Genomic DNA, 25,139 nt, shown 5'->3' on the forward strand with positions numbered 1-25,139 from the left:
ATACTAGGTAAGTGAGAAATAGAAAGGGGGCAAATCGAAAATGGAAGGTTTAATCCAATTTTTGCCAATTATCGTAATGTTTATTGCGATGTGGTTCATTTTAATTCGTCCAGCACAAAAACGTCAAAAAGCTACGATGCAAATGCAAAACAACTTAAAGCGTGGTGACCGCATAGTAACAGTTGGTGGTTTACATGGTGAAGTCGATGCAATTGAAGATGCAGTTGTATATATTTTAGTTGACGGGAATACACGTTTGAAATTTGAACGCCAAGCAATTGGTCGTGTAGAATCAGTTTAAGTAGTTGAAAAAGCTTGTGGAAAATAATTTCCACAAGCTTTTTGTATAGTCAAAATTGATTTTGCCTATTCTTTAAGTATGATGCTTAAAAGAAAAGGGTGAACATATGAATGACTATCTGTTAATTTTATTTCGAACAGTTATTTTATATATCATTTTACTCGTAGTATTCCGATTGATGGGGAAGCGAGAAGTAGGAGAGCTAAGTATTGTTGATTTAGCAATTTTTGTATTAATGGCTGAAGTTGCGGCATTAGCACTTGATGATGTACATAATCATTTTGGTAAAGCCGTTTTGCCTATTGGTATATTATTTATTATTCAATATATAAACTCCTTGTTAATTTTAAAAAATAAGCGTCTACGTGATTTTATTGAAGGCGATCCATCGATGATTATACGAGACGGATGGATAATAGAACAGGAAATGAAAAATCAACGCTACAATTTAGATGACCTATTACAACAGCTTAGGGAACAAGGTGTTGGCTCAGTGCAGGATGTCGCCTATGCGTTTTTGGAGCAATCTGGAAAGTTATCGATTTACCGTAAAGATGATACAGAACTAATAATGCCACTCATTTTAGACGGATATGTCGATCAACGACATTTAAAAATTATTAATAAAGATTGCGAATGGCTGGAACAAGAATTAATGGTCATGGGTTATCACAATATAAAGGATATTTTTTACTGTAGCTATGAGAAAGGAAAATGGTTTGTCCAGTTAAGTTCTCGAAAAAATTGAACGAACATATTTCAAATCCTGTAGTTTCAACTGATTTGTGATGATTAATAAGGATGTCACCATAAGAATCGTTACAGTGCAGGATGCGTATAACGAAAGATTTTGAGTAAGAATTGGCTGTATAAAACACGTCACAATAAAGATTAAATAAGGTAAGACAAAAAATCTAAAGCCGACTGCAATTTTTTTATGCTGTCTAATAGAAGCAATGTGTAAAAAAGATGTAATTAAAACGCCAAACCCGATAGCAATAATCGCACCGTGTTCCTGGATAGAAGATTGCGAAGCTAATAAATAGAGTAAAAATAATTTTCCGATTCCACCATAAATGGAGTTCATCATCGCAACACGGGCTTCATCAACGGCCTGTAAAATAGAATGTAACGGACTTTGAATGTAATAAAAATAGAAAATTGGCGCCAAAATTTTCATGTACCCTCTGTTTTCTTCCAAATGAAACAGCTGCATCGTAAGTTCATCTCCATGTAAAAAGAAAAATGCCGCAGCGCCACATCCAATAATTGAAGAAAGCCGCAGTGACATGCCGATACGTTGATTAAGCAATGTCCAATTTTTACTTGCTAATGCACTACTAACAGCCGGAATTAGTACAATTGCAAGAGCATTTGGTATAAAGGATGGAAATAACAATAATGGAATGTGAACACCTGAAATAACACCGTAAAGAGTTGTTGCAGCACCAGCGGTTATACCAGAAACCGTCAAAGCTTTTAAGAAGACGATTGGTTCTAAAAACCATGTAAAGGTTCCAAATAATTTACTACCTGCAGAAGGAATAGCGATATTAAAAATTGGTTTGACAAATGTTCCTTTTGTCGTCGCTTTCTTTAGGTTCCGCTTCGATTTCCAGTAGTAGTAGCCCAAAAATAAAAAAGAAAATACTTCTCCCATTGCCGTAATACCCATTGCGACAGCAGCTGTTTTTGCCGGTTCACTTGGAATGATAAAGTATGGAAGTGCAAATACGATTAATCCGATACGAACGAGTTGTTCAAGTAACTGTGCCCATGCTGTTGGCGCAATTTTTGCTAAACCTTGTAAGTATGCTTTCATTAAACTAGAAAAAATAACAAGTGGTATTGTAAATAAGCTAACGTATAGAGTAAAAATTAAATTTTCATTATGTAATAAGTTTTTAACGATATATGGAATAGTAAGCATTAGTATAGGCATGAAAATAATAATAGACAAAACGGATAACTTGATTGCTGTCCGCATAATTACTGAAATATGTTCGTCCTTATTACTTGCATGATAGTGCGCAATAAGTTTAGCAACGGCAATTGGAATGCCTAATTGAATAAGTGAAATAAAAAATATAAATGTAGGATAGGCTGTCATGTACAAACCGACGGCCTCTTCACCTGCAATCCGCATAAATTGCATGCGATAAACAAAGCCAAACAGCTTAGAAATAAAAATGACAAACATTAAAAATAGTGTTCCTTTTAAAAATGACCCCAACTACCTTATCCCTTCTCATTTTTAATTGATTCAATTACAATACTTATATGCAAGGACTACGTGAGTTAAAACTAAGGTGTGGGAGTGAGTGTATTGGCAATTCCTTATGCAAGTTTATACGAAAAAGTTCAAATTATTTTAAAAAATAAAATTGAGGAGTTTCACTATTTTGGTTATAATTCGATAACAGAACAAGAATTATGGGAATATTGCATTAATAAAACTTGGCGTAAACGAGATATTCAGTCATTGAGGTTGTATGAATTAACTTCAGGAATATTAAATGTATCCGCATCGGAAATTATTAATTACTTACAAGTAAATGGATTGAAGCAAAATTTGTTTGAAGTAGAAATTTCAGACGATGAACTGTCTAATTTATTTCAGCAATTCCCAAGTAGCTTGTCCGAAAATAATGAAAAGTAATTCATATAGTCTAGTAATAATTTGACAGTTAACGTAAGCTGTTTCATAATGAGAGTGTTGTGCTTTTCAAAGTTATGGATTATTATTTTTGAAAAGTAATGTATTGAATTGTGAATTAGATACATAGTTTTGCGGGAAAGTTTTGTACGTTCCCTTCGTGCGCTGTTCCGTGCGAAATTGAGGAGGATTTTGAATGAAATTAGTAAACCGTATCATTACGTTTGTTCTCGTTGTAGCATTGCTATTTACTGGAATGGGCACAACGGTAGAGAAGGTTTTAAACGATGTAAAACTCGGTCTAGATCTTCAAGGTGGATTTGAAGTACTTTACGAAGTTGAATCACTAGTCGATGGACAAGAGGTAACGGAAAAAGTTCTTGCGGATACGACAACGGCTTTAAATGGCCGTATTAATGAGTTCGGTGTAAGTGAGCCGAGCATTCAAGTCGAAGGGAAAGATCGAATCCGTGTACAGCTAGCGGGTTTAGATGATCAGTCTTCGGCACGTGAGCTTTTATCAAGCACAGCCAATTTAACATTCCGTGATGTGAATGACAATATTTTATTAGATGGTACGGATTTAAAAGAAGGCGGTGCAAATGCTTCCTTTGACCAACAAAACCAGCCAATCGTATCGTTAACATTAAAGGATGCTTCAAAATTTGCAGAAGTAACAAAAAAAGTTTTAGCAATGGGTCCACCAAATAACTTACTCGTTGTATGGTTAGACTTTGAAGAAGGCGTCGATTCTTATGCAGCAGAAGTTAAAAAGGCACCAAAGGATCAAAAATTTAAATCGGCTGCATCTGTTTCACAAGTATTAAATACGACGGATGTTATGATTTCGGGTAACTTTACAGTAGAAGAAACGAAAAACTTAGCGTCGATTTTAAATGCGGGTTCATTACCAGTTAAATTAACAGAAATTTATTCAACGTCTGTTGGGGCACAATTTGGTGAAGATGCCTTAAATGATACAGTATTTGCGGGTATTGTCGGCGTATTATTAATTTTCGTCTTTATGCTACTTTACTATCGTCTACCAGGTTTTATTTCGATTATTACGTTAACAATCTTCACATATTTAGTATTAATCGTATTTAACGGGATAAACGCAGTATTAACGTTACCAGGTATCGCAGCGATTGTATTAGGTATCGGTATGGCCGTTGACGCCAACATTTTAACAGCAGAACGTGTTCGTGAAGAGTTACGTGTTGGACATACAGTGAAAGAGGCCTTTAAGCTAGGTTCAAAACAATCATTATCTGCTATTATTGATGCGCAGTTAACGACATTACTTGCAGCGGCAGTATTATTCTATTTCGGTACAAGTTCTGTAAAAGGTTTCGCAACAACGTTAATTATCTCGATTCTGTTGTCATTCGTAACAGCAGTATGGGGATCACGTCTGTTACTAGGCTTATTAGTAAATAGTGGCTACTTCAATAATCCAGCTTGGTTTGGTATTAATAAATCGAAACAACATCATATCGATGAAGGCATTACATCTTTAGACTTATCAACAAAGTTCGATAAACTTGACTTCGTTGGTAATCGTAAAAAATTCTATGCCTTATCAACAATTATTTTAGTCATTGGTATCGGGATTTTAGCAGTATTTAAATTAAACTTAGGAATCGACTTCTCAAGCGGTACGCGTGTGGAAATTAAAGCGAATAACGAAATTTCTCAGCAAGAAGTAGTAGATTACTTAGATAAGATTGGCTTCCCGAATAGCGACGTTGTTATATCCGGTGAAGAAAAAGATACAGCGGTAATGCGTTATAAAGATGACTTCTCACAGCAAGAAGTATTAGACTTTAAAGCACAAGTAATCGAAGAGTTTGGTCATGAGCCAAGCTTAAGCACTGTATCAGCTACAGTAGGTAAAGAGCTTGCTTTAAATGCGATTTATGCTTTAACATTAGCGGCTATTGGTATTATTATCTACGTAGCGGTACGATTTGAGTGGCGTATGGGTCTAGGTGCAATTATTTCCTTACTGCACGACGTATTCTTTATGGTTGCGATTTTCAGTGTACTTCGTTTAGAAGTAGATATTACGTTTATCGCAGCAGTATTAACAATTGTCGGTTACTCAATTAACGATACGATCGTAACGTTCGACCGGATTCGTGAAAATATTGATCGAAAAGAAACAATTACAACAAAAGAAGAGCTTGCAAACATTGTTAACAAGTCTCTACGTCAAACATTAGGACGTTCTGTGAATACGGTGTTAACTGTAATCGTTGTAGTAGTAGCATTAGTATTTTTAGGTGCTCCTTCAATTCAAAACTTCTCAATTGCACTACTAATTGGTTTAGTGACAGGTATGTACTCATCAATCTGTATTGCAGCACAAGTTTGGTATACTTTAAAAGCACGCGAAATGGACAAAAAAGGTACTTCGGTTGTGAAAAAAGAGAAAAAACAATGGGGTTCAGACGAGCCAACTGTATAATTAAGTCGAAAAGGTATTTTGTAAACAGTTTTGCTTACAAAATACCTTTTTTAATTTCTTCTATATTAACTGAAATTAAATTTTATGAAAGAGTACTATTTTTTCGGTATAATGGACTGCATGAGGAAGTGAACATACATGATTAAATCACAAAAATTATGGACGATTAACGAGCCGAATGAACATCTAATAAAGGAATTAAGCAATGAGCTAAATATTTCAACGATTGCAACAAAGATTTTACTAGCAAGAGGTTGTGAGACGGCTGAACAAGCGAAAACATTATTAAAAATAGATGAAAGTCAATATCATGATCCATTTTTAATGGCCGGTATGGAACAGGCAGTTGCACGTATTGAACAGGCACTAGATAACGGTGAGAAAATTTTAGTTTATGGTGATTACGATGCGGATGGAATAACGAGTACAACGGTACTTCTTAATGTCTTAATGGATTTAGGAGCAGACGTTGGCTTTATGATTCCTAATCGTTTTACACATGGTTATGGACCGCATGAAGAACTATTTAGAGATGCTGCTGCAAAAGGTATTGGATTAATAATTACGGTTGATAATGGGATTAGTGGGATTGAACCAATTAAAATTGCTCGTGAGTTAGGGATGGATGTCATTGTAACAGATCACCATGAGCCAGGTGACGTTTTACCCGATGCGAATGTTATTATTCATCCACGTATCCCAGAAGGTCACTATCCTTTTGGAGAGCTTGCAGGAGTGGGGGTAGCATACAAGCTAGCTCATGCACTTTATGGGGAGCTACCAGAACATTTATTTGAATATGTGACAATTGGAACGATTGCGGATTTAGTGCCCCTTGTAGGAGAGAATCGCTATTTAGTGCAACGTGGATTAAAAGCCCTTCAAACATCTTATAATCCTTGGGTTCCAGCATTATGTGAGGCGTCGGGTGTCAACCAAAAGGACATTACCGAAGAAGCAGTTGGTTTTTATTTTGGACCTCGCTTAAATGCCATTGGTCGCTTAGGAAGTGCTGAACCAGGTGTACGTTTTTTAATGAGTGAAGACCCGGTACAAGCCACTCATTTGGCAAAAGAATTAAATGAAAAAAATACTGAACGTAAAAAAATTGTAGAAGATATCGCCAATGAAGCAATTGAAATGATTGAAAATACACCACATATTCGTAATTCTTTAGTGTTAGTTGTCGCACAGGAGGGTTGGAATGCTGGGGTAGTTGGAATTGTTGCTTCCCGTTTAGTAGAAAAGTATTATCGCCCAACAATTGTGTTATCCATTGATTCTGTAAAAGGAACAGCAAAAGGCTCTGCACGTAGTATTGAGGGCTTCCATTTATATAATGAATTAGCGAAAAATCACGATATTTTACCGCATTTTGGAGGGCATCCAATGGCGGCTGGTATGACATTAAAAGCAGAAAATGTCGAGGAACTTCGCATAAGACTTAATGACCAAGCAAAGCAATGTTTAACAGATGAACAACTCATTCAGAAATTACAAGTCGATGTACCAATAGAATTAAGTGAAATTACAGTTGAGGCAATTGAAGAAATACGCAAGCTTGCCCCATATGGAACAGAATTTCCGAAGCCAGTTTTTGCGATTCAGCAAGTAAAAGTAAAAGCTATGCGCAAAATTGGATCAGGAGAAAATCATTTAAAAATGGAGCTAGAGGATACGTATAGTTCACTTGATGCAATTGGCTTTGGAAAAGGCTATTTACATGATGAAATATCGTATGGTATTGATCTTTCGTTAGTAGGTGATTTACAAATAAATGAGTGGCAAGGTAAAAAGAAACCACAATTTATGATACAAGATGTAGGTGTGAAAGACTGGCAATTATACGATTACCGTGGGAAAAATCAAATTGCAAATTGGCTACAAAAAATTCCGTTAGAACAAACAGATTTTGTTGCCTTTTCAGCTGAGACAAAAGCACATTTTGAGCAGACAATTTCAAAAGATATTATTTATGTGACCGGTGAAAACAATTTGCAAAGTTTACGTGGAAATATTGTTTTACTAGATTTGCCGAATAACGTAACATTATTGGAGCAGCTTTTAAAAGAAGTAAAGATTGAACGAATTTATGCGCATTTTTATACAGCTAAATCACAATATTTTGAAGGTATGCCATCCCGAGAGCACTTCAAATGGTATTACGGATTTTTAAAAAAACGTCCGACCTTTAACCTGGATCAACATATTCAACAATTATCACAACATATTGGACTAAATATTGATGTAATTAAATTTATGACAAAAGTGTTTTTTGAGCTAGGATTTGTTACAATAGAGAATGGTTTGACGACAGTAAATGAAAATGCGCCGAAGAAAGCACTTTCAGATGCACCGTCATATAAATCGCGTTCAGAACAAATTGAATTAGAGCAAAAGCTATTATATGCCACGTATATAGAGTTAAAACAATGGTTCGATGAACGATTGAGTTCTTGAGGAGGAACAAGGAGCAATGGATTTAAAACAATATGTAACAACAGTAGAAAACTGGCCAAAAGAGGGTATTAGCTTTAAAGATATTACAACAATTATGGATAATGGTCCCGCATATAAATATGCAACAGACCAAATTGTTGAATATGCAAAAGAAGTTGGTGCTGAAATTATCGTAGGTCCTGAGGCACGCGGCTTTATCATTGGGTGTCCGGTTGCCTATGCTCTTGAAATTGGCTTTGCACCTGTGCGTAAACCAGGTAAATTACCACGTGAAGTAATTTCTGCTGATTACGGCTTAGAGTATGGTACAGATACATTAACGATGCACAAAGATGCAGTAAAACCAGGTCAAAAAGTATTAATTTGTGATGACTTATTAGCAACTGGTGGTACTGTGGAGGCTACAATCCGTTTAGTTGAGCAATTAGGTGGAGAAGTAGTAGGTTGTGCATTTATTATCGAGTTACTTGAATTAAACGGTCGTGCAAAAATTGGCAACGTTCCAGCGAAAACATTAATTCAATATTAATTTTTTGAACTACGGTACAATATTCATGTATCGTAGTTTTTTATTATTTATGTAAATTAGTTCAATGATTCTACATATTTGGCTTTTCTATAAAACTAAATTGCTTACTGTCTTTACATTTGCTAGCTATATTTTATACAATTAAATTTATATTTAATGTGAAAATTAATGGAACAAGGTGGACAAACAATGGCGAAAGAACAAATTTTGGCGCCCGAAGATGTTTTCGAGCTCGTAAAGTCGTATATGAATGAAGAACACGTTGCCTTTGTCGTAAAAGCGTATGAGGTGGCGAAAGAAGCACATAAAGAGCAGTTCCGTAGCTCTGGGGAACCGTATATTATTCATCCAGTACAAGTTGCGGGTATTTTAGCTGAGCTACAAATGGACCCTGAAACTGTTGCAGCTGGTTTTTTACATGATGTCGTTGAAGATACAGAAGTAACACGTGAAGATTTAGTCAACGAATTTAGTGAAGAAGTGGCAAAGCTTGTTGATGGAGTAACGAAACTAGGGAAAATTAAATATATGTCGAAAGAGGAGCAACAAGCAGAAAATCATCGGAAAATGTTTGTCGCAATGGCACAGGATATCCGTGTCATCTTAATTAAATTATCGGACCGCCTTCACAATATGCGCACGTTAAAGCATTTACCTGCTGAAAAACAACGTCGTATTTCCCAGGAAACGCTCGAAATTTTTGCGCCGCTTGCTCACCGTTTAGGAATTTCCAAAGTAAAGTGGGAGCTTGAAGATACGGCGTTACGTTATTTAAATCCACAACAATATTACCGCATCGTCAGTTTAATGAAGAAAAAACGTGATGAGCGTGAGGCGTATTTAGATAATGTTATGGCAGAGATTAATTCACAGTTGAAAGAAGTCGAAATTGAAGCCGATGTTTATGGACGTCCGAAGCATCTATATAGCATTTATCGTAAAATGGTGCTACAAAAAAAACAATTCAACGAAATTTATGATTTATTAGCAGTGCGTATTTTAGTCGATAGTATTAAAGACTGTTATGCGGTAATAGGAATCATTCATACATTATGGAAGCCAATGCCTGGTCGATTCAAGGACTACATCGCCATGCCAAAGCAAAACCTATATCAATCTCTTCATACAACGGTTATCGGTCCTTACGGAGATCCCCTTGAAGTACAAATCCGTACGAAAGAAATGCATAAAATTGCTGAGTTTGGTATCGCAGCACACTGGGCATATAAGGAAGGAAAAACCGTTGATGAAAATGCTCAAAATATCGATCAAAAATTAACTTGGTTCCGTGAAATTCTAGAATTCCAAAACGAGTCGTCGAATGCCGCAGAATTTATGGAATCATTAAAATTTGATCTGTTTTCAGATATGGTATACGTGTTCTCACCAAAGGGTGATGTTATTGAATTGCCAGCAGGATCAGTGCCAATTGACTTTGCGTATCGCGTACATTCAGAAGTCGGAAATAAGACGATAGGTGCAAAAATAAACGGCAAAATGGTACCACTAGATACACCGTTAAAAACGGGTGATATTGTCGAAGTATTAACGTCAAAGCAATCCTTTGGACCAAGTCGTGACTGGATTAAAATTGCCCAAAGCTCTCAGGCAAAAAATAAAATTAAGCAATTCTTTAAAAAGCATGTGCGTGAAGATAGTGTTATTAAAGGGAAAGAAATGGTTGAAAAAGAAATTAAGGCACAAGAGTTTGAATTAAAGGAAGTTTTAACACCTGAAAATATTAAACGTGTTATTGAGAAATTCAACTATACCCACGAAGATGACTTATATGCAGCAGTAGGTGTTGGCGGCATTACGGCACAGCAAATTGTTAATCGCCTTGCTGAAAAAATGCGTAAAGAGCGTGAGAAAGAAGAAGCACTTGAAAAAATTGTGAAAAACATGAATAGCCAACCGCCGAAGAGACGTACAGAATCTGGTGTCGTTGTAAAAGGAATCGAAAACTTATTAATTCGATTATCCCGTTGCTGCACGCCTGTTCCGGGTGATGAAATTGTAGGCTTTATTACAAAGGGGCGAGGGGTATCAGTTCACAGAGCGGATTGCCCAAACATACAAGAAGATGGTTATTTAGAGCGTCTAATTGAAGTTGAATGGGAAAACGCAATATTACAAACACGAAAAGATTACCCGGTGGATATTGAGATTTCGGCCTTTGACCGTCCTGGTGTGTTAAATGATGTGATGCAAGCAGTAAGTGAAGCAAAAACAAATATTTTAGCGGTGACAGGTCGTGCAGATCGAGATAAAATTGCAACCATTCATTTAACAATTGCAATTTCAAATATTTCAGGTTTGCATAAAGTAGTAGAAAAAATTAAGCAACTGCCTGATATTTATTCTGTGCAGCGTGTTATTAATTAATAGATAGAAGGATGAAAAAATGCGAGTAGTATTACAACGTGCAAAAAATGCATCAGTTACGGTAGATGGCACTGTTACAGGTGCAATACAGAAAGGTTACGTCCTGTTAGTGGGAATAACACATACAGATACAGAAGAGGACATTGCCTACGTAGCAAAAAAAATTGTGGATTTACGAATTTGGGAAGATGAAGAAGGAAAAATGAATCGCTCGATTGTAGAAGAAGGTGGAGCAATTTTATCGGTTTCCCAATTTACATTGTATGCGGATACGCGTAAAGGAAAACGCCCGAGTTTTGTTGAAGCAGCAAGACCCGAACATGCGGAGCCGCTTTGGCTAGCATTTAACGAACATTTAAAATCCCATGGGTTACATGTTGAAACGGGGATCTTTGGTGCAATGATGGATGTAGCCTTAGTAAATGATGGCCCTGTGACAATCATTGTTGAGTCTAAAGTGAAATAAAGTCAATTTACTTTTGCTGAAAAAAATAGACAACGAACGAATCACTCCTGTTTGGCATATTGTACAGTATGCTTGTAAAGGAGTGATTTTTTTGGTTCAAGCTAGTCAATATTCAAATATGTATTGGTTAGAAGCGATTCAACCGTTCCTTGGTCAAATGGTTGCGGTTCAACAAACAGGTAATCGTGTACAGCACGGTATTTTGGCAGCAATTTGTCCAGATTATATCGTACTTGATGTTTGCCGTACACCATTTTATATTCGTATGGAACAAATTGTGTGGGTAACGCCAGTTGTAAAAAAAGGATAGGAAATACGAATAGGCACGTTCTAGTTGTCATATGATTACTATGATAATTTAGGAGGTGCCTTATTGTTCCAACGTGTCAATCGTTTGGCTATAGATTTACCAAATGTCGAGTACGGTGATGCAAATGCAGCGAGTGCTGTTCAAGAGCTTTTAGGTGGTAAGTTCGGTGAAATGTCGACATTGAATAATTATATGTATCAGTCGTTTAATTTTCGTGGGAAAAAAAAATTAAAACCATTTTACGATTTAGTAGCAAGTATTACGGCTGAAGAATTTGGTCATGTTGAGCTAGTTGCAAATACGATCAATTTATTAAGTAAAGATGCGTCTTTTGCAGCTGAACCGAATGTTGCACCACTTCAAAATGCCAAAAATTTGCGTAATACACAAAGCTTTATTGCCTCTGCTCAAACTGCCTTACCGGTAGACTCAATGGGAAAACCTTGGACTGGCGAAAATGTATTTTCCAGTGGGAATTTAGTATTAGACCTTCTGCATAATTTCTTTTTGGAATGTGGTGCGCGTACACATAAAATGCGTGTCTTTGAAATGACGGATCACCCTACAGCACGTGAAATGATAGGCTATTTATTAGTACGTGGTGGTGTACATGTCGTTGCCTATGCGAAAGCACTTGAAATGGCTACTGGTGTCGATGTGACAAAGATGCTACCAATTCCAAGCTTAGACAATCATATTTTTGACCAAGCGCGGAAATATGAGGATCGAGGCTATGGAAATGTACTATTTACATGGAACTATGTTGGCGATTATAAAGATATAGACAAAATTTGGAAGGGTACTCATCCGATGACGAATGCGCCATTAATTGTGCAGGAAGGGATTCCGAAGGGTGGGAAAATTCCGGATTTAGATGAGCTACCAGAAGAATTTGCTCCAGGTATTGGTCCAGAAGAATTCCAAATGATCGCTAAGCGCTTAATGTCAAATTTGTAAATAAAAGGACAGATTGATTCGAAAAAAGAATCTCTCTGTCCTTACATTATTTTTGGCAATATGTTACGACTGTATCAAAATCTAAATCTCCACCAAAAATCGATAACGCGCTTCCTATCGTTACATGCAATTTGCCTTTTGCAAGATCATGGAATTTTTCTAAATCAATCAAAGAACGTACGCCCCCTGCATAAGTAGTAGGAATAGTTGTCCACTGAGCTAAATCACGCACTAAATCCTCCTGCATGCCACTACGTTTCCCTTCTACATCGACCGCATGGATTAATAATTCATCACAATATTGTTCGATTTGCTGTATTGATTTCGCGTTTACTTCAAAATCACTAAATTTTGTCCATTTATCAGTGACGACAAACCATTTCCCATCTCGCTTACGACAGCTTAAATCAATGACAAGCTGCTCTTTGCCGACAACGTCAATCAACTGCTTTAGACGTTCCATATGAAGCATGCCATCATGGAAAATATAGGATGTAACGATGACATGGGATGCCCCTGCATCGATATATTTTTTTGCATTATTAGCTGTAATGCCACCACCGACTTGTAAGCCCTTTGGGTAGCTTTGTAAAGCGCGAATTGCAGCGTCCTCATTTCCCGGACCAAGCATAATGACATGTCCACCCGTTAATTTATTTTCTTGAAATAATTGTGCATAATAGGATGAATCATGCTCGGATGAAAAGTTTTCAACGACAGCTTGATCTTTATAACCAAGCGTACTGCCGACGATTTGCTTTACTTTTCCATCGTGTAAATCAATACAGGGTCTAAATTCCATTTTGTTCACTACCTTTTCTAAAACATCATGTCCTATCATACCATTACTCCTACTCAAATTAATAGAAAAATCAGACGCTTATTCGGTGTTTTTAGAAAAGCTTAATAATATAAGACAGTCAATTTTTCGTATGGTAAAATGAGCATACGAAAAAGTTAGGAAAGTGTGGCATGAAAATGGCGGAGAATTTGAATTTATTTGATCTCAATAAGTTGTTTATTTTAGGGCGACCAATTGGGACTATTTTTCATAATGCAACAAATATGTATTCCATTGTTCGTGTCAAAATTCAGGAAACGAATATTCAATATGACGAAAAGGAAATAATTATTGTTGGTTATTTCCCTCAACTTGTGGAGGAAGAGCTGTATCGTTTTACAGGGCATATGAAAAGCCATCCGAAATACGGCATGCAATTTCAAATTGAAACCTTTGAAAAAGAGGTGCCGACAACGGAGCAGGGTATTGTTCATTATTTATCAAGTGATTTGTTTTCAGGCATTGGACGAAAAACGGCAGAAACAATAGTTGAAAAACTTGGGATGGATGCACTTAACAAAATATTAGAAGATCCATCAGCACTAGATGTTGTTCCACGGCTATCTAGTGAAAAGAAGTTACAAATCCGTCAAACAATTGAAGAAAACTTAGGACTAGAGCGTGTCATGGTAAGGTTGAATGAATGGGGCTTCGGTCCACAGCTTGGCATGAAAATTTATCAAGCTTACCGGGAAGAGACGATTCATTTATTAACTGAAAATCCGTATCGACTAATTGAAGAAGTCGACGGAGTCGGTTTTATTCGTGCGGATGAACTTGGGGCAAAGCTAGGAATTACAGGGAATCACCCGGACCGAATTAAAGCTGCAGTTTTCCATGTACTAACTAACGCGGCGCTATCTGAAGGGCATGTTTATTTAGACGCGGAGATGGTACTACCAATGGTAAAAGATATGCTCGAGCAAAGTCAGCGTATTGAAATTCCATATGAAGCCATTTCCAAAGCGTGTATAGACATGCGGGAAGAGTCAAAAATTTGTGGGGAAGAAACGCGTATGTATTTACCTTCACTCTATTTTAGTGAAGTGGGTATAGCGAGTAAAATTCTTGACTTGAAAGAAAAAAATAAACAATCTGAAAGCTTTTCACAGGATGAAATTCGAAAAGCGATAGGACAGGTAGAAGAGCAATACAATGTAGCTTATGCGCCAACACAAGCACAAGCAATTGAAACGGCAATAAATTCTGCGGTTATGATATTAACTGGTGGACCAGGTACTGGGAAAACGACGGTAGTGCGAGGTTTAGTTGAGGTATATGCAGAACTTCATGGGCTATCATTAAATCCGAAAACCTATGCAGAAAAAGAGGAACCCTTTCCTATTGTCCTAGCTGCACCGACTGGACGAGCGGCGAAGCGCCTTGCTGAATCGACAGGCTTACCTGCGATGACAATTCACCGCTTACTCGGTTTTAACGGACAAGAAAAGGATGAGGAAACAGAACGAGAAGTGACGGGTCGACTCATCATAATAGATGAAATGTCGATGGTTGATACATGGCTTGCCCATCAATTATTGAAGGCATTGCATGAAGACGTACAAGTTGTTTTTGTAGGGGATCAAGACCAACTGCCCCCAGTAGGACCAGGGCAAGTATTAAAGGATTTACTTGCCTCGAAGCAAATTCCGACGGTGGAACTAACGGATGTGTATCGTCAAGCAGAGGGATCAACAATTATTGAGATGGCCCATCAAATAAAAAAAGGGGTCATTCCAAAAACTTTAACGACAAAGACATCGGATCGTTCCTTCATTCAAGCTGCGGCTGGCCAAGTGACGGGTGTAGTCACACAAGTTGTGAAAAGCGCAATCGCAAAAGGGCAAGCAATTCGAGATATTCAAGTTTTAGCCCCAATGTATAAAGGGCCAGCTGGAATCGATGCGCTAAATAAAGAAATTCAACAGCTCGTCAATCCGAATGACGGAACACGGAAGGAAATTGTGTTCGGTGATACGATTTACCGTATAGGAGATAAAGTATTACAGCTAGTGAACCAACCAGAAAATAATGTATTTAATGGGGATATGGGTGAGGTCATTTCAATTATTCGAGCAAAAGAGACGGTTGAAAAGCAAGACCTGCTCATCGTTTCATATGATGGAATCGAAGTTACTTATCAACGACCCGATTTAAATCAAATTACCCTTGCTTATTGCTGTTCCATTCATAAATCTCAAGGGTCTGAGTTTCAAACTGTCATTATGCCTGTTGTTCGGGGCTATTCTAAAATGCTCCGTCGTAATTTGCTCTATACGGGAATTACGCGGGCAAAAAACTTTTTAATTTTATGTGGAGAGCCAGATGTATTAGCAACTGGCTTAGCAAAAACAGACGATTTAATGCGCTTGACGTCCTTAAAAATGCGATTAAACCCGACTGTTGACGAGCATGAAGAAGTGCCAAAAGAAACTGTACCTGTAACAGAAACACCTAGTTCTAAAGAATTTGAAATGAAAAATAAGCAAAATACAGAGAAACAATTAAGTTTATTAAATGTCTCAGACTCACATAAAATCGGCGAATCACTACCCAATCATTTAACGACTGAAACGGCACCCTACATCCATCCTTTAATTGGAATGGATGGAGTATCGCCATATGATTTTAACGAATAAATTTTATAAACTAGCAGAAATTCGATTGAAACAGAATTTCTGCTAGTTTTTTTATTTTGCTATATGTTTAATTATCTCAGCTAAAGGTATGGAAATATAATTGATCAGATATTCATAACACATGTTTAAAAAACCTAATTTTTTAACAATATATTGTTATGTTTTATTAATTCCATAAGTAAAAGTCAGAAATTTAAAAAGAAACAATTTTTTATTGTTGTATTTCCAACTGTGTTAGTATAGATATCGTTCATATGACGTCCGAAGTTAGATGTCATTAATTGTAAATGAAAAGGTTTACAAAATAAATAAAGTAGGTGCAAATATATGGATTTCTTATGGGGGATCATTGGGATTTTATCGGTTTTAGGTATCGCCTTTGTTTTATCAAGCGAGCGAAAAGCTGTTAAGTGGAGAATTATTTTATCAGGGTTATCGGTACAAATTATCTTTGCCTTTATCGTGTTAAAGTGGGAGTATGGTCGTGAAAAGCTTATGCAGCTTTCAGAAGGTGTACAAAAACTAATCGGGTATGCAAATGAAGGGATCGTATTCGTATTTGGTGGCTTGGCAGATGCAGAGAAGGTAGGATTTGTATTTGCAATGAGCGTATTAACGATTATCATCTTCTTCTCTTCTTTAATCGCAGTACTATATTATTTAGGCATTATGCAATTAATTATTAAAATTATTGGTGGTTTCCTATCGAAAGTTTTAGGAACGACGAAGGCTGAATCAGTAAACGCTGCTGCCAATATTTTCGTAGGACAAACAGAGGCTCCACTTGTTATTCGTCCTTTCTTAAAGAAAATGACGAAATCACAAATGTTCGCTGTTATGACTGGTGGACTAGCTTCTGTATCAGGTTCAGTATTAGTAGGTTATTCATTACTTGGTGTACCATTAGAATATTTATTAGCAGCAAGCTTCATGGCTGCGCCCGCAGGTTTAATTATGGCGAAGTTAATGATTCCAGAAACAGAAGAGGTTGATGAAGCAGACTTCAAATTAGAACGTAACTCAGATGCAACTAACGTAATTGATGCAGCTGCAATGGGTGCTTCTGATGGTTTAAAATTAGCTGTTAACGTCGGTGCTATGCTTCTATGCTTCATTGCATTGATTGCATTATTAAATGGTTTATTAGGTGGAGTAGCTGGAATATTTGGTTATGAAAATGTAACACTTGAAGGTATTTTAGGTTATGTATTCGCACCACTTGCATTTGTTATTGGGGTTCCTTGGGATGAAGCAGTACGTGCAGGTTCGTTCATCGGCCAAAAGCTAATTTTAAATGAATTTGTAGCTTACTCAAACTTTGGTCCAGTAATCGGTGAGTTCTCTGATAAAACAGGAATTATCATTTCATTCGCGTTATGTGGATTTGCTAACTTAAGCTCGATGGGTATTTTAATCGGCGGATTAGGTGGTATGGCACCAGAAAAACGCAGTATGATTGCAAGCTTAGCTGTAAAAGCTGTAATTGCTGGTACGTTAGCTTCATTATTATCAGCTGCAATTGCAGGGATGTTTTTATAAATTTAAATTAATAGATTATAGACTGTGCTTAAAAACATTTAAGCGCAGTCTTTTTTGTATGGTCATGTACATTAATATTGGATTTCAGTAGCAAGTTGCTGTAATGCTTCAATATTTGTGAGTAAGTAACCACGATTTTGCTTTGTTAAATAACCCGCATCACTAAATTGTGCGAGAACGTATAACAAATGCCTATAGGATACCCCTAAATATTCACATACTTCGGTATGCTTTTCTTTGTAAAAATGTTGGTCCGAAGATAGTAAAATAAAAGATGCGAGTCTATTTTCAAGAGGGTATGCTTGATTTTGTGTATATTTTGCGGTTGCGGTAGTCGTTTTTTTACTTAAAAATAAACAGAGCATTTTTAAAAATACTGGGTCGGCAAGTAATCGCTCTTTTACTTCGCGAATTGGGATAGCGAAACAAATTGATTTTGTAACGGTTTGAATGCCCTTTGAATACCGTTCTGTATTTAGAAGTTCTATTTCCCCCATAAAAGTTGGGGAAGTTAAAAAATCTATTAATGATATTTTACCATTTTTATGGGTAATATAAAGTTTTGCTTTTCCTTCAATCATGTAATATAAATAATCAGGAAACGATTGCTCGTGAAATATAAATTCACCTTTTTCAAATTCATATACATAAATATAGGGTGTAATATCAAATGAAAAATATTGTGAAATAGGGTATTTCTGAATATAGTGTATACTTTCTTCTTGTGGTAGCTTTCTCAAATTATATGGCAACTCCTCATCGAAAAATATGAGATATCTCACATTATTGTATATTTTATCGTGCTATTATTCAACAAAGGAAAGTTGGAGGGATATGGAATTATGAACAATCAACGTTGGTTAGCCAAAAACTTTTTTACGTTTTTTTTAACGTGGGGAGTTTTTTTACCATATTGGACAGGGTGGTTAATTAATGATAAAGGGCTAACTGTATCAGAAGCGAGTATTATAATGGGGTTCGGACTCGTTGCGAGAGCAATTTCGACGATGTTTATTTTCCCCTATGTTTCAAAGGTTTTAAGTAATAAACGAGTGCTTCTTTTCTTTACAGTTGCATCATTAATTGTGACGTTTCTATACATACCAGTGGACTCATTTGAAGGGCTATTTATTATGACGATGCTCTTTAGCGCATTTTATCCGGCATTATTACCGGCAGTAGAAAGCAGTGCGTCGACCCTTATGCAACAGGGGGATATTCATTACGGGAAAGCGCGTTCTCTTGGATCATTTGGTTATGTAATAGCAGTTTTAGTTATTAGTATGTTTACCGGCGTTTATGGCGAGCAAGTTATTTTATGGAGTATGCTACTTGGGTTGACAGCATTATTAGCAATTCAGCTTATGCCAGCACCACAAGTATTAACAATTCCACCATTACAAGAAAAAAGTTCGAAATCATTGTCAATACAGGGGTTATTTGAAGTGAAAAGTTTCTTCATAGTCCTAATCGTCGTCATTTTATTACAAGGTGCCCATGCGTCGTATTACAACTATGGCTATATATATTTACAAGATTTAAATGTAAATCCTTTTTATATAGGGATGATATTAAATGTAGCGGTGCTTTTTGAAATCCTTTATTTTTTAAAGGCAGATACTTTTTTAACAAAGTGGAAGCCATCATCACTTATGTTACTTGCCGCTATAGGTTCAAGTGTCCGCTGGGTAGCGATATTTTTATTCCCAAGTATGACAGTATTTATTATTACTCAGGCATTACATGCATTATCATTTGGTGTTGCGCATTACGCATTTATTCGTTATATAACGAAAGCATTGCCTAAAGAGCAAATCCCAAATGCTCAAGGCATTTATTCTGCGTTGGCAATGAGCTTAAGCGCGGCTGTCCTAACTTTACTAGGTGGAGCACTCTATGAAATTGAACCAGGTTTGTCGTTTTTAGGGATGGCAATTTGTACAGTGCCAGCAATCTTTATAATTTTAATAACACGCAATCGATTTGATTATTAATTCGACAATAGCAATTGACAGTAAGCGTGCATTTTTTTATAATGTAATACAGAATAAAATGAAAATGATGACGGAAAAAGTAAGCATTTTGAACGTGTTTAGAAAGAGATTTCTTGGCTGAAAAAATCTCCACAAGTTAAATGCCGAAAGCTACTCCAGAGTGCAGCTAATCCCTGCCGTATGCTTACGTTACAAGCGCTTGAGATATAATGTGTTTTCGCATTATAAATTAGGGTGGTACCACGAGATACAGTCTTCGTCCCTTTACCGGGATGAGGGCTTTTTTTGTTTTAAATTATCATTCTAACAATTTTTACGAAAGCTCTGCTAAGCAACTCATCACTAGACTATTTAGGAGGAAACACAAATGACAAAGAAAAACATGACAGCATCTGAAATTCGTCGTCTTTACCTAGAGTTCTTCAAAGAAAAAGGACACCATGTAGAGCCATCAGCACCATTAGTACCAATTAATGACCCATCATTACTATGGATCAACTCAGGGGTCGCAACATTAAAGCCTTATTTTGATGGACGTATTATCCCAGACAATCCACGTATTACAAATGCACAAAAATCAATTCGTACAAACGACATCGAAAATGTTGGGAAAACAGCACGTCACCATACATTCTTTGAAATGTTAGGTAACTTCTCAATTGGGGACTACTTCAAAAAAGAATCGATTCATTATGCATGGGAATTTCTAACTGACCCGAAATGGATGGGCTTTGAACCGGAAAAGCTATCTATTACAGTTCACCCGGAAGACCAAGAAGCGTATGACGTATGGCACAATGAAATTGGCATTCCTGCTGAACGTTTAATCCGTATTGAGGGGAACTTCTGGGATATCGGTGAAGGTCCATCTGGTCCAAACTCTGAAATTTTCTATGACCGTGGAGAAGTGTACGGTTTTGGTGCACCAGAGGAGGAAATGTATACAGGTGGAGAAAATGAGCGTTATTTAGAAATTTGGAATCTTGTATTCTCACAGTTCAACCACAACCCAGATGGTACTTACACACCACTACCTAAGCAAAACATTGATACGGGAATGGGCTTAGAGCGTATCGTATCAGTTGTACAAGAAGTACCAACAAACTTTGATACGGATCTTTTCATGCCAATTATCGAAAAAACAGAACAGTTTGCTAATCGCAATTACAAACGCCCGAGTGAAGTAGATTTAAAAGAGATTTTCGGATCGGCGGAAGATATTAACACACCGTTCAAAGTAATTGCAGACCATATTCGTACAGTGGCATTTGCTATTGGTGACGGGGCATTACCATCAAACGAGGGACGCGGATACGTATTACGTCGACTTCTTCGTCGTGCAGTTCGTTATGCGAAACAAATCGGTATTGAAAAACCATTCATGTTTGAATTAGTTCCTACTGTTGGCGAAATTATGCAAGACTTCTATCCACAAGTAAAAGAAAAAGAAGCATTCATTCAACGTGTTATTAAAAACGAAGAAGTTCGTTTCCACGAAACACTTGATGGAGGTTTAGCAATTTTCAATGAAGTGGTAGAGAACCAAAAAGCAAAAGATGAAACAGTTATCCCAGGTGCCGATGCTTTCCGTTTATACGATACATTTGGTTTCCCGATTGAGTTAACAGAAGAGTATGCGGAAGAAGTAGGAATGACAGTAGATCATGAAGGCTTTGAAGCAGCGATGGAAGCACAGCGTGAACGTGCTCGTAACGCTCGTGCTGATGTAGATTCAATGCAAGTACAAAATGAAGTTCTTTCAAACTTAAAACAACAATCTACATTTATTTACAACGTATTAGAAGCAACAGGTACTATTGCAGCGATTGTTGTAAATGGTCAAGAAACAAATACTGCTTCAGAAGGTCAAGAAGCGTTCGTTATTTTATCTGAAACGCCATTCTACGCTGAAATGGGTGGACAAATTGCTGATACGGGTATCATCGAAGCAGATGGTTTCACAGCAATCGTAAAAGACGTTCAAAAAGCACCAAATGGTCAACCGTTACACACAGTTGTAGTAGAATCAGGTGAAATGCATGTTGGTGATACAATGACTGCGAAGGTTGATAAAGAAAAGCGGAGCATGATTTTGAAAAACCACACAGCGACACACTTAATGCATCGTGCATTAAAAGATGTGTTAGGTGACCATGTAGCACAAGCAGGTTCTTATGTAGGTCCAGACCGTTTACGATTCGACTTTTCTCACTTTGGTGCAGCGACAAAAGAAGAGCTTGCACAAGTTGAGTTAGCGGTAAACGAAAAAATTTGGGAAGATATCGAAGTTGTCATTCAAGAAATGGATATTGACTCTGCAAAAGCAATGGGTGCTACTGCCTTATTTGGTGAGAAATATGGAGATGTTGTTCGTGTCGTTGCGGTTTCTGATTACTCAATCGAGCTTTGTGGTGGATTACACGTTCAGCGCTCTTCAGAAATTGGCTTCTTCAAAATTGTTTCTGAAGGTGGTATCGGTGCGGGAACTCGACGTATCGAGGCAGTTACTGGTAAAGCAGCTTACCTAGCTGTTAAAGAAGAAGAAGCGATTTTAAATGAAGCAGCAGGTCTATTAAAATCGAACGCAAAAGACGTAGCAACACGTGTTGCTTCTTTACAAGGTGACTACAAAGAATTACAACGTGAAAATGAATCATTATCACAAAAAATTGCCAATGCACAAGCAGGTGCTGTATTAGATGCAGCGCAAAAAATTGGCGACGTAACGGTTTTAGCTACACGTGTCGATGCAAAAGACAACAACCAATTACGTCAAATGATGGACGACTTAAAAGAAAAAATGGAATCGGCTATTATCGTTCTTGGTGCAGTAGCGGATGATAAAGTTATGCTATGTGCTGGTGTAACAAAAGACATCGTTGGTGGCAACTACCATGCAGGGAACATCGTAAAAATGGTAGCAGAAGCAACCGGTGGTAAAGGTGGCGGTCGTCCGGATATGGCGATGGCTGGTGCAAAAGATGCTTCTAAATTAGACGAAGCATTACAAGCAGTTTACGAGCATGTAAAATCTTTATAAGTAGAATCTTTATTGAAATCATGGAGCATATTTGAAGTGCTTGCTGGAATAAGTTATAATAAGGGAAATGGAGATGGGGTAATGTCGCTCCATCTCTTTATTTCTGAAAGCGAGGTGCTGGTCTTGAGTTCTTTCGATCAAACGATGAAATTTAGTTTTCCTGAAGAGTCAATGGAACAAGAAGTAAAGCAAGTGATGTTAAAGGTGTATTCGTCATTAGAAGAAAAAGGATATAACCCAACTAATCAAATTGTGGGCTATTTGTTATCTGGTGACCCGGCATACATCCCTCGCCACCAGGACGCACGTAATTTAATCCGCAAGCTTGAGCGAGATGAAATTTTAGAAGAGCTCGTAAAATTTTATATTAGAAAGAATACTGAGGCGGACAAATGAAAATTATGGGTCTAGACGTCGGCTCAAAAACAGTCGGTGTCGCAATTAGTGACGCGCTTGGATGGACAGCTCAAGGAATTGAAACTGTAAAAATTGATGAAGCAGCAGGCGAATTTGGTATTGCACGTATTAATGAGCTTGTGAAGGAGCACAATGTAACGGAATTCGTTGTTGGCTACCCGAAAAACATGAATAATACAGTTGGTCCTCGTGGGGAAGCTTCTGAAAACTATAAAAAGTTATTAGAAGAGACTTTTGGTTTCCCTGTGAAGCTGTGGGACGAGCGTTTAACAACAATGGCTGCAGAACGAATGCTTATTGAAGCAGATGTAAGCCGAAAAAAACGTAAGCTAGTCATTGATAAAATGGCTGCTGTGATGATTTTACAAGGTTATTTAGATAGTAAAAATTAATCGTTGTAAAATCAGTAAACATTGCGCTACATTAAAAAGCTTTTTGTTCTTTATTTTAGGAACATTTGTGTATAATGAGTGAGCAATGCTTAAATATTATGAAGAGGTGACTATAAATGTCAGAACAACAACATCACATTACAGTAGTAGACGAGAATGGTAACGAACAACTTTGCGAAATCTTACACACATTCGATTCAGAAGAGTTCGGTAAATCATACGTATTATATTCTTTAGTAGGTGCTGAGGAAGACGAAGAAGGCGCAGTAGAAATTTTTGCTTCTGCATTCGTTCCAGCTGAAAACGGTGAAGATGGTGAATTAATTCCAATCGAGACTGAAGCTGAATGGGATTTAATCGAAGAAGTATTAAATCAAATCGAAGACGAATTAGGCGAAGAAGAATAATTCTATCGATATAAAAAGAAACAGAGGAGGCAATTGCCGACTCTGTTTTGTTATTTGGTCGAAAACCGTTAATTATTTTTGGTTACATCCATTTAATGAAGTCTACTTAAGGAGGAACAAATATGGAAGAACAAATTTTTACATTACAAACAGAAGACGGTGGCGAGCAGCAATGCCGAGTTGTTTTTACATTTGATTCAGATGAGCATTCTTATGTACTATTTTCACTTGTTGGCGACGAGGACACAGGTATTTCAGCATTACGTTATGAGCTGGATGAAAACGGTGAAATGGCTGCCTTTTCAGACATCGAAACAGACGAAGAATGGGCAATGGTAGAAGAAGTGATGAATACAGTTATTGCTGAATTTGGCGCAGATCAAACAAACTTCTTTACGATTACAAACGATCAAGACGAAGAAGTGATGTGCCAAATTTTACATCGCTTTGAGCATGCGAATAAAAACTATTTATTTTACGCAATTTTCGAAGATGACGAGCCAAATTTAGAAGAAGTATTTGCATCAGCCTATATCGCAGGAGAAAATGGTGAAGTAGTAGATTTGTTACCAATTGAAACAGACGAAGAATGGGCAACTGTTGAGGAAGTATTGGCTTCACTAGCCCAGCATTAATAGAAGGGCAGCAATAGTGGATGGCCTAGCAATAAAATAACTTCTATTCAGTAAGCCCGTAATCAAATAACGCATATAAAGCGCTAGGCACCTCCGGTACGATAGACGTATCAATCAAAGGAGGTGCCATTCTTATGCCCGCAAACAAATTGACCATTGTTCCCGTCAAACTTGATCCTCTTCCAACTGAAGCTTCTTCGTTTCATTCTTCTCAATACAATGCTGCACCAGGTTGTGTGATTAAAACCGCTGTAGCTGAAATAGCTTTCTTCAATGGCGTAGATGAACGCATCATCCAAACTATTATGAAGGAGCTGAAAAATCGATGAAGCGTGATTTTACGAGCGTACAAAACATCTATATTATTTGCGGGAAGACCGATATGCGCAAAGGCATCGATGGTCTCGCAACGCTGGTTCAAGATTCTTTCGAATTAGATCCGTATAGCGATTCTATTTTTCTCTTTTCAGGATGGAGTAAGGACCGCTATAAATGTTTGTATTTTGATGGAGATGGCTTTGCCATGCTTTACAAACGATTGGATAATGGTAAGCTTCAATGGCCAAAAGATGAAAATGAGGTGCGAAGCCTTTCACAACAGGAACTGCGCTGGTTATTAGAAGGATTATCTTTACAACAGCCGAAGGCCATTGCGAAATCTGCAAAAGGTGTCTTTTAACTACATCATCAATAATGGTATA

The 25,139-nt window shown here is 37.2% G+C and carries 23 protein-coding genes and 1 other annotated feature; of the genes, 20 read left to right on the plus strand and 3 right to left on the minus strand.

Annotation, left to right across the window (positions count from 1 at the left end; all coding sequences use genetic code 11):
* The first annotated feature begins 40 nt into the window (after positions 1 to 40).
* Together yajC and MKZ17_RS06700 are read left to right on the plus strand one after the other, a co-directional pair.
* On the plus strand, positions 41 to 301 hold the full coding sequence (gene yajC / locus MKZ17_RS06695; protein ID WP_340722977.1) for a preprotein translocase subunit YajC: 261 nt from the start codon (positions 41 to 43) through the stop codon (positions 299 to 301).
* A gap of 106 nt (positions 302 to 407) precedes the next feature.
* Positions 408 to 1,049, plus strand: a complete 642-nt coding sequence (locus tag MKZ17_RS06700; protein ID WP_340722978.1) for a DUF421 domain-containing protein — start codon at positions 408 to 410, stop codon at positions 1,047 to 1,049.
* Here the strand turns inward: MKZ17_RS06700 and MKZ17_RS06705 are convergent.
* Positions 1,029 to 2,534 carry a putative polysaccharide biosynthesis protein gene (locus MKZ17_RS06705; protein ID WP_340722979.1) on the minus strand — a complete coding sequence of 502 codons (1,506 nt, stop codon included), beginning with the start codon at positions 2,532 to 2,534 and terminating at the stop codon, positions 1,029 to 1,031. The genes MKZ17_RS06700 and MKZ17_RS06705 overlap by 21 nt on opposite strands.
* Before the next feature lie 93 nt (positions 2,535 to 2,627).
* On the opposite strand from MKZ17_RS06705, the gene MKZ17_RS06710 reads away from it, so the two are divergent.
* The 8 genes from MKZ17_RS06710 (at position 2,628) to MKZ17_RS06745 (ending at position 12,534) form a co-directional block, all read left to right on the plus strand.
* Positions 2,628 to 2,960, plus strand: a complete 333-nt coding sequence (locus MKZ17_RS06710) for a post-transcriptional regulator (RefSeq protein ID WP_340722980.1) — start codon at positions 2,628 to 2,630, stop codon at positions 2,958 to 2,960.
* 193 nt (positions 2,961 to 3,153) lie between these two features.
* Positions 3,154 to 5,427, plus strand: coding sequence for a protein translocase subunit SecDF (gene secDF, locus MKZ17_RS06715; protein WP_340722981.1), 2,274 nt, complete (start codon positions 3,154 to 3,156; stop codon positions 5,425 to 5,427).
* A gap of 138 nt (positions 5,428 to 5,565) precedes the next feature.
* Positions 5,566 to 7,887 (plus strand): single-stranded-DNA-specific exonuclease RecJ, encoded by a 2,322-nt coding sequence (gene recJ / locus MKZ17_RS06720; RefSeq protein ID WP_340722982.1) that lies wholly within the window; start codon positions 5,566 to 5,568, stop codon positions 7,885 to 7,887.
* A 16-nt stretch (positions 7,888 to 7,903) separates the two neighbouring features.
* Positions 7,904 to 8,416 (plus strand): adenine phosphoribosyltransferase, encoded by a 513-nt coding sequence (locus MKZ17_RS06725; protein WP_340722983.1) that lies wholly within the window; start codon positions 7,904 to 7,906, stop codon positions 8,414 to 8,416.
* A 189-nt stretch (positions 8,417 to 8,605) separates the two neighbouring features.
* Entirely contained in the window at positions 8,606 to 10,801 is a 2,196-nt protein-coding gene (locus MKZ17_RS06730; protein ID WP_340722984.1) for a RelA/SpoT family protein, read from the plus strand.
* Between the two features lie 19 nt (positions 10,802 to 10,820).
* Complete coding sequence (gene dtd, locus MKZ17_RS06735) at positions 10,821 to 11,267, plus strand: D-aminoacyl-tRNA deacylase (protein WP_340722985.1); 447 nt, start codon at positions 10,821 to 10,823, stop codon at positions 11,265 to 11,267.
* Positions 11,268 to 11,358: 91 nt separating this feature from the next.
* Positions 11,359 to 11,577: a DUF2642 domain-containing protein gene (locus MKZ17_RS06740; RefSeq protein WP_340722986.1), complete on the plus strand. Its 219-nt coding sequence runs from the start codon at positions 11,359 to 11,361 to the stop codon at positions 11,575 to 11,577.
* Positions 11,578 to 11,640: 63 nt separating this feature from the next.
* A complete protein-coding gene (locus MKZ17_RS06745) occupies positions 11,641 to 12,534 on the plus strand; it encodes a manganese catalase family protein (RefSeq protein WP_340722987.1) in 894 nt (297 codons plus the stop codon).
* Positions 12,535 to 12,580: 46 nt separating this feature from the next.
* Here the strand turns inward: MKZ17_RS06745 and hisA are convergent, their stop codons facing one another.
* On the minus strand, positions 12,581 to 13,336 hold the full coding sequence (hisA, locus tag MKZ17_RS06750) for a phosphoribosylformimino-5-aminoimidazole carboxamide ribotide isomerase (RefSeq protein WP_340725512.1): 756 nt from the start codon (positions 13,334 to 13,336) through the stop codon (positions 12,581 to 12,583).
* A 176-nt stretch (positions 13,337 to 13,512) separates the two neighbouring features.
* On the opposite strand from hisA, the gene recD2 reads away from it, so the two are divergent.
* On the plus strand, positions 13,513 to 16,014 hold the full coding sequence (recD2, locus tag MKZ17_RS06755; RefSeq protein WP_340725513.1) for an SF1B family DNA helicase RecD2: 2,502 nt from the start codon (positions 13,513 to 13,515) through the stop codon (positions 16,012 to 16,014).
* A 327-nt stretch (positions 16,015 to 16,341) separates the two neighbouring features.
* The gene (locus MKZ17_RS06760) at positions 16,342 to 17,553 is read left to right on the plus strand and encodes a NupC/NupG family nucleoside CNT transporter (protein ID WP_340722989.1); all 1,212 of its coding nucleotides are present in this window, start codon (positions 16,342 to 16,344) and stop codon (positions 17,551 to 17,553) included.
* A gap of 71 nt (positions 17,554 to 17,624) precedes the next feature.
* On the opposite strand, the gene yeiL is transcribed toward MKZ17_RS06760, so the two are convergent.
* On the minus strand, positions 17,625 to 18,293 hold the full coding sequence (gene yeiL / locus MKZ17_RS06765) for a transcriptional regulator YeiL (RefSeq protein WP_340722990.1): 669 nt from the start codon (positions 18,291 to 18,293) through the stop codon (positions 17,625 to 17,627).
* A gap of 102 nt (positions 18,294 to 18,395) precedes the next feature.
* On the opposite strand from yeiL, the gene MKZ17_RS06770 reads away from it, so the two are divergent.
* From MKZ17_RS06770 to tnpB, 8 genes are all read left to right on the plus strand, one after another.
* Complete coding sequence (locus MKZ17_RS06770; RefSeq protein WP_340722991.1) at positions 18,396 to 19,547, plus strand: 3-phenylpropionate MFS transporter; 1,152 nt, start codon at positions 18,396 to 18,398, stop codon at positions 19,545 to 19,547.
* Positions 19,548 to 19,605: 58 nt separating this feature from the next.
* Positions 19,606 to 19,814: a binding site (T-box leader), on the plus strand.
* Positions 19,815 to 19,914: 100 nt separating this feature from the next.
* A complete protein-coding gene (gene alaS / locus MKZ17_RS06775; protein ID WP_340722992.1) occupies positions 19,915 to 22,587 on the plus strand; it encodes an alanine--tRNA ligase in 2,673 nt (890 codons plus the stop codon).
* Positions 22,588 to 22,710: 123 nt separating this feature from the next.
* Positions 22,711 to 22,983, plus strand: coding sequence for an IreB family regulatory phosphoprotein (locus tag MKZ17_RS06780; RefSeq protein ID WP_099424642.1), 273 nt, complete (start codon positions 22,711 to 22,713; stop codon positions 22,981 to 22,983).
* On the plus strand, positions 22,980 to 23,396 hold the full coding sequence (ruvX, locus tag MKZ17_RS06785; RefSeq protein WP_340722993.1) for a Holliday junction resolvase RuvX: 417 nt from the start codon (positions 22,980 to 22,982) through the stop codon (positions 23,394 to 23,396). Before MKZ17_RS06780 ends, ruvX begins: the two co-directional genes overlap by 4 nt.
* A 116-nt stretch (positions 23,397 to 23,512) precedes the next feature.
* Complete coding sequence (locus MKZ17_RS06790) at positions 23,513 to 23,803, plus strand: DUF1292 domain-containing protein (RefSeq protein ID WP_340722994.1); 291 nt, start codon at positions 23,513 to 23,515, stop codon at positions 23,801 to 23,803.
* 122 nt (positions 23,804 to 23,925) lie between these two features.
* A complete protein-coding gene (locus MKZ17_RS06795) occupies positions 23,926 to 24,438 on the plus strand; it encodes a DUF1292 domain-containing protein (RefSeq protein ID WP_340722995.1) in 513 nt (170 codons plus the stop codon).
* Between the two features lie 134 nt (positions 24,439 to 24,572).
* Complete coding sequence (locus tag MKZ17_RS06800; RefSeq protein WP_340722996.1) at positions 24,573 to 24,767, plus strand: hypothetical protein; 195 nt, start codon at positions 24,573 to 24,575, stop codon at positions 24,765 to 24,767.
* Positions 24,764 to 25,117, plus strand: a complete 354-nt coding sequence (tnpB, locus tag MKZ17_RS06805; protein WP_340722997.1) for an IS66 family insertion sequence element accessory protein TnpB — start codon at positions 24,764 to 24,766, stop codon at positions 25,115 to 25,117. Before MKZ17_RS06800 ends, tnpB begins: the two co-directional genes overlap by 4 nt.
* Positions 25,118 to 25,139: the final 22 nt, after the last annotated feature.

It is taken from the genome of Solibacillus sp. FSL R7-0682, from assembly GCF_038005985.1.
Taxonomy (GTDB): Bacteria; Bacillota; Bacilli; order Bacillales_A; family Planococcaceae; genus Solibacillus.